The 10178-nt window shown below is 45.5% G+C and carries 9 protein-coding genes; 7 read left to right on the forward strand and 2 right to left on the reverse strand.

Going from position 1 to position 10178, the window contains the following annotated elements:
- The first annotated feature begins 68 nt into the window (after positions 1-68).
- Both B4240_RS04330 and B4240_RS04335 read left to right on the forward strand, forming a co-directional pair.
- A complete protein-coding gene (locus B4240_RS04330; protein ID WP_296237012.1) occupies positions 69-821 on the forward strand; it encodes a TIGR00266 family protein in 753 nt (250 codons plus the stop codon).
- Between the two features lie 37 nt (positions 822-858).
- Positions 859-1467, forward strand: coding sequence for a TerD family protein (locus tag B4240_RS04335; RefSeq protein WP_296237013.1), 609 nt, complete (start codon positions 859-861; stop codon positions 1465-1467).
- A 106-nt stretch (positions 1468-1573) separates the two neighbouring features.
- On the opposite strand, the gene B4240_RS04340 is transcribed toward B4240_RS04335, so the two are convergent.
- On the reverse strand, positions 1574-2815 hold the full coding sequence (locus tag B4240_RS04340; protein ID WP_296237014.1) for a TerD family protein: 1242 nt from the start codon (positions 2813-2815) through the stop codon (positions 1574-1576).
- Between the two features lie 318 nt (positions 2816-3133).
- Here B4240_RS04340 and B4240_RS04345 point away from each other — a divergent pair, with 318 nt between their 5' ends.
- The 5 genes from B4240_RS04345 to B4240_RS04365 all read left to right on the forward strand — a co-directional run bounded on the left by B4240_RS04345 (position 3134) and on the right by B4240_RS04365 (position 9027).
- Entirely contained in the window at positions 3134-4297 is a 1164-nt protein-coding gene (locus B4240_RS04345; RefSeq protein ID WP_296237015.1) for an ATP-grasp domain-containing protein, read from the forward strand.
- Positions 4298-4341: 44 nt separating this feature from the next.
- A complete protein-coding gene (locus B4240_RS04350) occupies positions 4342-5631 on the forward strand; it encodes a phosphoribosyltransferase domain-containing protein (RefSeq protein ID WP_296237016.1) in 1290 nt (429 codons plus the stop codon).
- A gap of 107 nt (positions 5632-5738) precedes the next feature.
- Positions 5739-6557, forward strand: a complete 819-nt coding sequence (locus B4240_RS04355) for an HAD hydrolase family protein (RefSeq protein ID WP_296237041.1) — start codon at positions 5739-5741, stop codon at positions 6555-6557.
- Between the two features lie 99 nt (positions 6558-6656).
- Positions 6657-7856 (forward strand): cysteine protease StiP domain-containing protein, encoded by a 1200-nt coding sequence (locus B4240_RS04360; protein ID WP_414707095.1) that lies wholly within the window; start codon positions 6657-6659, stop codon positions 7854-7856.
- 94 nt (positions 7857-7950) lie between these two features.
- On the forward strand, positions 7951-9027 hold the full coding sequence (locus B4240_RS04365; RefSeq protein ID WP_296237017.1) for an HpcH/HpaI aldolase/citrate lyase family protein: 1077 nt from the start codon (positions 7951-7953) through the stop codon (positions 9025-9027).
- Between the two features lie 160 nt (positions 9028-9187).
- On the opposite strand, the gene B4240_RS04370 is transcribed toward B4240_RS04365, so the two are convergent.
- On the reverse strand, positions 9188-10000 hold the full coding sequence (locus B4240_RS04370; protein WP_296237018.1) for an alpha/beta fold hydrolase: 813 nt from the start codon (positions 9998-10000) through the stop codon (positions 9188-9190).
- Positions 10001-10178 lie beyond the last annotated feature (178 nt).

Raw genomic sequence — 10178 nt, forward strand, 5'->3', positions numbered from 1 at the left:
GCGCTTAAATTAAAAGCGCTCATTTTTATAAAAAAAATTTGAGATATTAGAATAAGGATTTGTACCTCATGGCGGCAACATTTAGCTTAATCGGCACCATTGAACCTTTTTTACACTGTAATTTAAAAAAAGGCGATTCGATTTATTGTGAAGCCAATGCCATGGTGATGATGGAATCGAACCTTGAGCTAAAAGGTAAGCTGCAGGGCGGGCTGATGCAGTCACTGATGCGCCGCTTTGCCAACGACGAGTCACTTTTTCAGCAGCAGATTGAAGCCGTTAATGGCGAAGGCGATTGCTTACTAGCGCCAACGCTTGATGGCGATATGCAAATCATCGATTGCGGCGCGCAGCAGTATACCTTGAGCGATGGGGCGTTCGTTGCCGCACAAAGTGGCGTCGATATCAGAGCCAATATCCAGCGCAATCTTGGCGGCGCGGTGTTTGGTGATACGGGCGGCTTTATGGTGATGCAAACCCAAGGTCAAGGGCAAGTTGTCGTTTCTGGTTTTGGCTCGCTATTTGAGATTGAAGTGACACCCGATAAAGATGTCATCATCGATAATGGCCACGTGGTCTGCTGGGACTCAAACCTTGATTATAAGCTTTCGGTATCGACCAGTAAGAAAAAAGGCATCATGAGTAACATTATTAATTCAGTCACCAGCGGCGAAGGCATGGTTTTAAACTTCTCCGGAACAGGCAAAGTCATCATTTGCTCGCGCAATCGCGACAGCTACCAAGGCTGGCTACAAAGCATCTTAGGCACGAGCTCAGGTGGTCGCGGCGGTAGCGGCGGGTTTTTAGACAATATTTTATAACTCAAACTTTAGTCATGACGATAATAAGGATAAGAATATGGCAGTTAGCTTACAAAAGGGTCAAAAAATCTCCCTCAGCAAAGAAGCTGGTGGCGAGCTTACGCAAGTAAAATTGGGTTTAGGCTGGGACGTTGCCCAAGGACCGCAAGAGAAAAAAGGCGGCTTTCTAGGCAAATTGTTTGGCGGCGGCACGGGCGGCGATTCTATCGATTTAGACGCCTCTTGCATTATGTTTGATAGCAACAAACAAGCCGTCGATGCGATTTGGTTCAATCAGCTTAAATCAAAAGATGGCAGTATCGTGCATACTGGCGACAACCGCACCGGTGATGGCGACGGCGATGACGAAGTCATTAATGTCGATCTCTCAAAAGTACCAGCGAATGTGGTGTCATTGGTATTTACAGTAAATAGCTTTACTGGTCAGACGTTTGAGACCGTTGAAAATGCTTTTTGCCGTATTGTTAATGCCAATAACAATCAGGAAGTTGCGCGCTACAACTTATCAGCGCAAGGCGGTCACACAGCGATGATTATGGCAAAGGTTTATCGTCATAATAATGAGTGGAAAATGCACGCGATTGGCGAAATTGCTTCTGGTCGTACCTTTCATGATTTGATGCCTGCTATCACCCCACATGCGTAGCTAGGTTAAGCAGTCTGACTGAAAACTGCTGGCAAACTATAAGCTATCAGCCCGTCTATTTATAATAGACAGGCTGATTACTTATTAAACAACACTATTAAAGCCGTTACTTACGACCACGCTTCCAACTAAAGCCCCAATTAAAGGCTTTGTCCATTTCTTGGTGACCTTGGAAATATTGGTTGATGCGCTCAACATTGATACTGCCTTGCTGATTGACCAAACGGGCAATGGCGCACATTGGCAAATTATCGGTGCCTTCTGTCAAACGGGTTTCAATCGGTGGTTGGTCTGGCACGTGAATGGTCACAACGCCATCGGTTTGCGCCCAGTTTGGTACGCCCTCATAAATGAAAGCAAAGATAAAGACTTCCTCAATCTGCGACCACTGCTGACCATTGATATCAAGCCACTCACCGCCGCTGACCTGTCCGGTTCTATCATCAGCTCGTAGCAACACATAAGGCGCAGACTGTAAGTTACCAAAGCGATTGCCCAAAGCTTGAATCAGCGTTTTTTCGCCACTTTTCAGATGAATCATCGCTCCCACATCAAGGTCAATACCAGCGGCCTTATGCTGCTTAAACAAGTCGCCGAGCAAGCCTTTTTTTGGGGCTTGCGTACTGCTATCTGGGCGCTGATTCCAGTTAAGGTTGACAGAGATTTTGCCAAAGTCATCGCGTTTTTTTAGATTGATGCTAGATTGGTTTTTGGTTAAGGTGATTTTGCTTAAGTTAATGGACGGATTCGGAGAAGCCGTAGGAATCGGCGGCGGCGTGTTTGCTGCTGGCGCACTGCCCGCCTTTTGGGTATTTACTGGTTGAGCTTGAGCTGGTGCATCATCGGCAATCTCAACGCCGAAATGTTCAGACAACGGCTTTAAGCCCCCATCAAAACCTTGCGCAATAAAGCGAAACTTCCAGCCGCCCTGCCTGCGATAGCATTCCGCTAAAATAATGGCTTTTTCAGTACGGCCAGCAGCGCTTAATTGGCAAGTCATCAGCACTTGGCTACCTTGCAAGACTTGAATATCCACATCGCCAACTTGCGCAAGCGTATGTGCGCTAGAAAACGCAAGCGCTATTTTTTCAATACTCGCCGGCTGTGCGGGCAAATTAATATCAAAAAACCCATCGCTATCATGACCACGGAAGCTCACGCTGCCATCATCGCTACGCGTCTGCCCATAAAATATCATGTCACCATCGCCGCGAACTTTACCGTCAGTTGTCAGGCGATAAGCGGCGCAATCGATGGCGCTTTGGCTTAAAATACGGATGCTGATATTATCCATCGGTAGTGGTGCATTAGCACCGGCAATCAGTTTTTGCGGTTGGACTTGGCTCATCATTTATCCTTGGCGTTATCTATTATTTGCTTGTATGAGTGATGTTAGCTATGGCTATATAGTAGCATGGTTGATGCCTAATTTTTAAAGCGCACGACCGTTCGATAAAATGTTAGTGACTTTCATAAAATATTTTACAAATCCACCATGCTATTTTGTCAGCAGCATTTATAACGCTTAGTATTTGTATATAATAGCCCCTGTTTTAAGCAATGCAAACCAGGCAAATAATACTATAACGTGCATAATCATTTGCCATAGTCAAAACTCCATTCTGGTTATTCCACTTTATATATTTACAATAACGCTGAGAGAATTATGAAAACCTCTGCTAACAATAGCTCTCATACTCTATCAAATGCCGCGCCATCTGCCGTTTGGTTAGCTGAAGGTCAGTCAAGCCAGCGCGATATGTTAGCCAGCCTACAAGCATTAAAAGCACAAGCTAAGACGCCGTTTAACATTATCGCTTCGCACCGCCACAATAGACCTGAGATTTTTGAATTTGCCGACAGCGTTTACCGTGAGCCCTATAAAAATACCGCAGTTAGCGATGAGCAAGCCAGACTCGAACCTGTTGAGCCATTGCTGCCGCGATGGCAATTTGTCTTAGAGCAAGCGCAGAAAAACAACGTAAAAGTGCTCCTTACTGGGCGCAATAGCATCGATTATGAAGCTCACCGTCAGGCATTTGACGCGGCTGGTATTCGTTTGTTGACTGGTGCAACGAGTGTGGCAGCCTTAGGAGCAATAGATGACAAATTTGCCTTTATGCAGCAGTGTCATCAGCACGATATTCCAGTGACGGCGGCTTGGCGCTTTGATACTCTCGCAGAGCTTGAGGCGTTACTTGCGACACACGGTCATCAGCCCTTATGTGTCAAACCCGTTACGGGTATTTTCGCACAAGGATTTTGGCGCTTAGATTGGGGTAAAGAGACAGGTACGAAGTATGACAGCTTTGAGCATTTATACTTTACCGAAGAGAAAAAAATCAATACAGCGCAGTTTATTCATGCCTATGCAAACAGTCTGATGGTGCACGAGCGCCCTATTCCGATGCTGCTCATGCCTTATTTAGCAGGGCAAGAATACTCTATCGATGTCGTTTGCGAATATGGTGAAGTATTGGCGGCTGTTACCCGTTATAAAACAGGGAAAATTCAGCATATCGGCTACGAGCAATCGGTCATGGAGGTGGTGACCCCACTGATTAAAGCCTTTGGCTGCGACGGCATCGTCAGCGTCCAAACCAAAGCCGATGACCACGGTCAGCACCGAGTGCTCGAAATTAACAGTCGCCCCTCCGGCGGCATTGGTTATACCACGCATAGCGGTGTGGATTTAACCCAAGTTGGCATTGCTTATTGGCTCGGCTTGACCGATAAACCAAAACTGGCTGATATCGCTCAGCAAATCACTCCCTGCCAAGTACGCTCAATCATGGTTGGTGTAAAAATTGAAGAAGATGCTAGCGCGTAAGTTAAAACAACGATATAAAAATTTGCAAGACCAAAGGAAAATGAATGCCAAATAAGCAATACAGCACAACCATTTCGCTACCACGCGGCACCCTTGATTTAACCTATCAAACTCATTTTGGCGGTGACAGTAAAAACTACGAATTGGAAAACTTGCTTGGGTTTGCGCAGCGTATCAATCCTAAACGGGCGTTTTTGTTTGTCTCAAAGGTCTTAGGACGGCATATTCCAGTAGCCCCTAGTACCATGCGCCGTGCTTTTACTGATTTGGCAAACCTAGTGCCTAGCAATTTGCCTGAGCCCATTTTGGTCATTGGCATGGCTGAGACTGCCGTGGGGTTATCGGCGGGTGTGCATCAAGCGCTACAGACGCGTTATCCTAATGCCATGCTATTGAACTCTACCCGTCATGCGCAGCACGATGACAGTAGTCATGTTTCTTTATTGACCACCTTTAGCGAAGACCATAGTCACGCAAGCCAGCATCTCATTTATCAAAGTTCCGATAAAACCATCCAAGCGCAATTGCTTGCTAGTAAAACGCTGATTATGGTTGATGATGAAGCGTCAACAGGCAATACCTGCGTCAATGTCGTCACGGCCTTACGTAACGCAGGCCTTGACCAATTGGAGCAAGTACATCTGACCACTTTGGTTGATTGGTCGCTAAATCAGGAACGTCATCAGTGTCAAAATTCAGATGACGCTGCGCCTGATCAAATCGCTCAACGCCTGCCTAATGTTAAGTTTCAACGCCATCATCTGTTGTCTGGCGCATGGACTTGGACGGATACCCCTAATCCTGAGCCTATTACTATGCCAGCGGTTGATACCACTGAGGCCGGCAGCCATAAGCTAGGGCATACTGGTGATTGGGGGCGTTTTCCAACCCTGAATAGCACCGATGGCTTTGCTCGTTATCTTTTACAGTTTCAAACCGCATTTAAAGTTTTTAATAAGCAAGCTCAGTTTGAGAAAAAGCAGTTTGAGAAAGGACAGTTTGATAAAGAACAGTTGCCAGAGCGCATTTTAGTATTAGGTAGTAATGAGTTTGTTTGGTTGCCGTTTTTATTAGCAGAATGGCTTGAGACGCAAAATCAAAACTCTACAGTTAATTTTAGTGCCTTAACGCGCTCACCGATTGCGCTTGGTGGGGCGATTACCACGATGCTAAGTTTTAACGACAATTACGGGCTTGGTATGACCAACTTTGCTTATAACGTTGAGCCTAGCGAATGGGATTTGATTGTCTTATGTGTGGAGACCGCAGCGGACAGCGTCGATGCTATGTGGAAAAAGCTAGATAATGTGCTGGTGGTGAGTCCGGAGTTTTAGACCAACCTCTAAAAGCTCCCGCATACAACTCATTCTTTAAATTCTGCTTTGATTTCACATTTAACACTTACGAACGCTTTTATGACAAGTACTATATGACAAATACTATGACGCCCGAATTTTTTCAAACCAATCCAAATATTATCAAACCTTATGCATTCATGGATTTGGACGACACCCTTTTTCAAACCCAGCGTAAAATTGATGCATGGAGCTTACCTCACGCTGAACCTGAAAACTTGGTTTGCGCCACCGTAAACAAACAAGGCGAGCCGTTAAGCTTTATGAGTCAACGCCAAGAAGCGCTTTTTAACTGGCTACTTAGCAGTACAGAACTGATAGTCGTAACCGCACGCGACCGCAATGAAATCAAGCGCGTTAAGCTGCCTTTTGACAGCTGGCAAGTATTAACCCACGGCGCCATTATTCTCGGTAAAGATGGCAAGCTACAAGCGCATTGGCAACAGCGTGTGTATAGTCAGCTTGCACCACTACAAGACAAATTGCAGCAACTGAGCCAGCTATTTGTCGAACATAGTAAAAATAAAAACAGTCAGCTCGTATTTACGCCGCATGTCGATTATTTTAATCAGGATACTGCAAATGAAGAGCTAACCATTTATTTGGCAATTAAGCATGCGCAAAAAGACCATCAAGCACTAATAACCTTAGCTGAAAAACTGCCAACGTTAATCCGTGATTTTGCACAAGATTTTTATATCCATGTGAATGCCAATAATCTGGCGATATTGCCGCACACCGTTCACAAGCGTCATGCGGTACAGTTTTTATTGGCGCATCATTTAGACAGCCAGCGCCCAAGCTTTGGTTTTGGCGACAGTTTGGCTGATCTGCCATTTTTGCAATTGCTTGACTGGTACGGTATGCCAAATCGTGGTCAGTTGCATGACCATCTTAGTGTGTAGTCATGCTCTAACAACCTTTAACAAAAAACATTCTTAACGCTTAGCTAGGCGTAAACAACGATAATAATAACTGCCGTTTATAAAAATAAAATGAACCTTATGACCCATCCTATGACAAACCCTAGTAAGCAAAAATTAGAAAAATACGGCTCAGGCAGCTATCTTGCTAGTGATGTGACCGTCCTGCTCGACATTGTCGATAAAGACGCGGTTGCCGATGTGCCGGTCAGCCAAAAAGAAGCGCTTATTCAAAGTGGACAGCGCCATTATTCTGATATGTTGACGTTGGAAAATGCACCGACTGCCATGCATGAGCAGCTATATCAGCAGGCATTAACGCAAGGTACAACAAGAACCGCGACGGATATCGCTAACTTGGCTTATACATTACATCATATCTTTCAGCAGACTGTACGTCCTGAGCGTCCATTGGTGTTAGTGAGTTTAGTAAGAGCGGGCTTGCCGATTGGGGTTTTATTGCAGCGGGCTTTGGCAGAGAGCGATAACAATAGCAGCAATAGCCACTATGCGTTGCCAAGTATGCATTATGGTGTCAGTATCATTCGCGATCGCGGTCTTGATGCCGTCGCGCTGCAGATGATATTGGACGCTTATCCAGACAGTCCTATTGTCTTCGTCGATGGTTGGACGGGTAAAGGGGCGATTTATCAAGAGCTTGCTCGTAGTTTAGACGTCTTTAATAACCCTAGTCATCCAAATTTTGCCAATATTTTTCATCAAGGTAAGAATGTTATTCCGCTATTGACCCTTGCGGATCCAGCGGGCGTTGCTTGGCTTGCTGCTAGCGAGGAAGATTGGCTCATACCATCGGGTTTATTAAACAGCACGGTATCAGGTCTGATATCCCGCAGTTTATATACTGAGCCACAATCAGGCCTCCATCGCAGCGTCTTTTATGATAACTTGGTTGCGGTAGATCATAGCTTAGCTTTTGTTGATCATATTGATGGTGCGCGGCGTGCATTGTCTACCCCTCCTCAAGATTTACAAACGTTTAAGCAACCACGCTATCAGACGGCGACTTTAATCGATACGTTGGCGATGGATTATAATATTAGCAACCGCAACCGTATTAAGCCGACCATTGCAGAGGCAACACGGGCGATATTACGCCGCGACCCTGAACGCATCTTGCTGGCAAGCGCCGATCATCCTGATACGGTGTTATTGCGCCATTTATGTAGCGAGCGTGATATCAATATCACGGTATTAGGTGCTAAAATACTCCCCTATCAAGCGATTACGCTGATCAAGCAGCGGGCAACCGATCGCTCATAATTCACGTCATTAGCGCCGCTTTTTTTATCATACGACCTTACAGTGTGGCCTTTTCTCTATCACACTTCATTTATTACTATTTACGATGCCAACTATGTCCGATACGCAGCACAACGAGTCCATCCTTTATAACAACCATCAGTCTTATGCCCACCTGATCACCGAGCGTCACGCGATGCTCAAGCCGCATACTCATCATCCGTATCAGTTAGGTGCCAGCCTGTACATGCCAGCGACGCGGCAAGATATTTGGCAAGTCATTACACGCGACAAGTTACCGACGATTAACAGCATTATTATCTGTCTAGAAGATGCGGTCAGCCATAGCGATGTTGAGCTGGCGCTGACACGACTACAAAACCTACTGCATACGTGGGCGGCGCACGTCGATAGTATCAATGACCCTGCAAAAAAAGATGGCATTCAATCAAAAGCGCAAAGCGCTCAGCCAACCAGACCTTTGGTATTTATACGTCCCCGTCATCCAGCGATGCTTGAGCAGCTGGCAGATTTTGCCCATATCGATTTGGTCGATGGTTTTGTTTTGCCAAAAGTCGATATGTATAGCTTGTCCAATTGGCGCATGGCGTCTCAGAATTTAAGTACTGAGCAGTTATTGATGCCGACGCTTGAAACGGCGGCGCTGTTTAATCCGCATCACAATCAAGAATTGGCAATTGGCTTTAAAGAAGCCTTTAGCCAGCCCGTTTTTGCCCTGCGTATCGGTGGTAATGACTTATTTGCCGCGCTACGTTTACGCCGTCCTAAAAATAGCATCGTTTACGACACCCCGATTGGTACGCTCGCCTATCAGCTGCTTGGCTGCTTTGTGCCGCACGGTTTTTATCTTACTGCGCCGGTGTTTGAATACTTAGAGCAGCCAACGCTGTTTATGAAAGAGCTGATGCGCGATGTCAACTTAGGACTGGTCGGCAAAACGGTCATTCACCCAAGTCAGATTGCACTGGTACAGCAAGCGTACTGCGTGCCGTTAAGCACTTTAGATGAAGCGCAAGCAATCTTGCATAGCGAGGCAAAAGCGGTGTTTAAATATAATGATACCATGCTCGAGCCTGCCACCCACCGAGCATGGGCCACAGAAATCGTCAACCGTGCCGAGGTGTTTGGCACCCTTGATGATATGAATACCGACTATACGGCACGGTTATAAATAGCGACGTTAACCTTATTATTTTAAAATGAATGTTCTAAAATGAATGTTTTAAAATTAATGACTACAAAATTCTCAATAGAAAAGCCGTTATCCTATTTAAGATAACGGCTTTGTTTATAAATGCTTTATTCAAGACGACTTCTACTTTAGCTACAACCTAAACACAGTTTGCTAAAAAGGTATTAATCACTTTATTTACTTGCTCAGGCTCTTCTACCGTCGCCGTATGACCAGCGCCTTTGATAACCGCAAGCTTCGAGCCTTTAATCGCAAAATGCATACGCTCCGCCTTTGCATACGGTGTGGCCACATCTTCATCACCAACAATAATCAGCGTCGGCGTGGTAATCTCGCTTAGCTGCTCATAAGTACCCGAGCGCTCAATCACGCCTGTGGTCGCCTTAACCACCCCGCCCTTACGATTACTTTGTAGCATCGTGAGCCACTCTCTGCGATCAGCCTTACGTGACTTATCAGCCAAAAAGCTGCTACCAAACATAATGGGCATGACTTTTTGGCTGACGCGCTTCATCCCAAGCCAGCGGATGGCTTTCATCAATTTGCGATACTGCGGCACGTTTTTTGGATCTTCAGGGTCGGCCGACGTTTCAAGTAATGTCAGCGATAGCAGAAGCTCTGGACGTTTTAGCGCGATACGTTGAGCGACAAAACCACCCATCGATAACCCTAAAAAATGGCATTTATCAATGTCTAGCGCATCCAACAATGCCAGCGTATCCTCAGTCAGCGTCTCCATATCATAGCCAGATTTGGTAATCTCGGACTGCCCTTGCCCGCGAAAATCAAACGTAATACAGCGGCAGCCAGCCTTAAAATATTCCACCTGCTTGTCATACATCCGTGTATTCCACAGTAGCCCATGGGCAAATACCATCACAGGTTTTTGCTTATCATCGGGCGCGCTGTCTTCATAATAGATATCAACGTTATTTACCTTTATCATCGGCATAATTACCTCCTTGTTTTTGGCTTATTTGTTGCTTATTTATTGAAAGCTGCTTAGTGACTAAATCCTTAAAATGCTCCCTTTTAGCATAATGCACCGAGCGGATAGTTCATAGCGTTATTTTTGCACGCTAGGTGCCATATATTCAATGATTTATATGCATATAGTGAGTGAAAAGTAA

Source organism: Psychrobacter sp. UBA5136 (assembly GCF_002414005.1).
Taxonomy (GTDB): domain Bacteria; phylum Pseudomonadota; class Gammaproteobacteria; order Pseudomonadales; family Moraxellaceae; genus Psychrobacter.

Coding starts and splice junctions, on each gene's coding strand:
- B4240_RS04345 (WP_296237015.1), top strand. CDS start 3,134: ATGAAAACCTCTGCTAACAATAGCTCTCATACTCTATCAAATGCCGCG.
- B4240_RS04370 (WP_296237018.1), bottom strand. CDS start 10,000: ATGCCGATGATAAAGGTAAATAACGTTGATATCTATTATGAAGACAGC.
- B4240_RS04340 (WP_296237014.1), bottom strand. CDS start 2,815: ATGAGCCAAGTCCAACCGCAAAAACTGATTGCCGGTGCTAATGCACCA.
- B4240_RS04360 (WP_414707095.1), top strand. CDS start 6,657: ATGACCCATCCTATGACAAACCCTAGTAAGCAAAAATTAGAAAAATAC.
- B4240_RS04335 (WP_296237013.1), top strand. CDS start 859: ATGGCAGTTAGCTTACAAAAGGGTCAAAAAATCTCCCTCAGCAAAGAA.
- B4240_RS04355 (WP_296237041.1), top strand. CDS start 5,739: ATGACGCCCGAATTTTTTCAAACCAATCCAAATATTATCAAACCTTAT.
- B4240_RS04330 (WP_296237012.1), top strand. CDS start 69: ATGGCGGCAACATTTAGCTTAATCGGCACCATTGAACCTTTTTTACAC.
- B4240_RS04365 (WP_296237017.1), top strand. CDS start 7,951: ATGTCCGATACGCAGCACAACGAGTCCATCCTTTATAACAACCATCAG.
- B4240_RS04350 (WP_296237016.1), top strand. CDS start 4,342: ATGCCAAATAAGCAATACAGCACAACCATTTCGCTACCACGCGGCACC.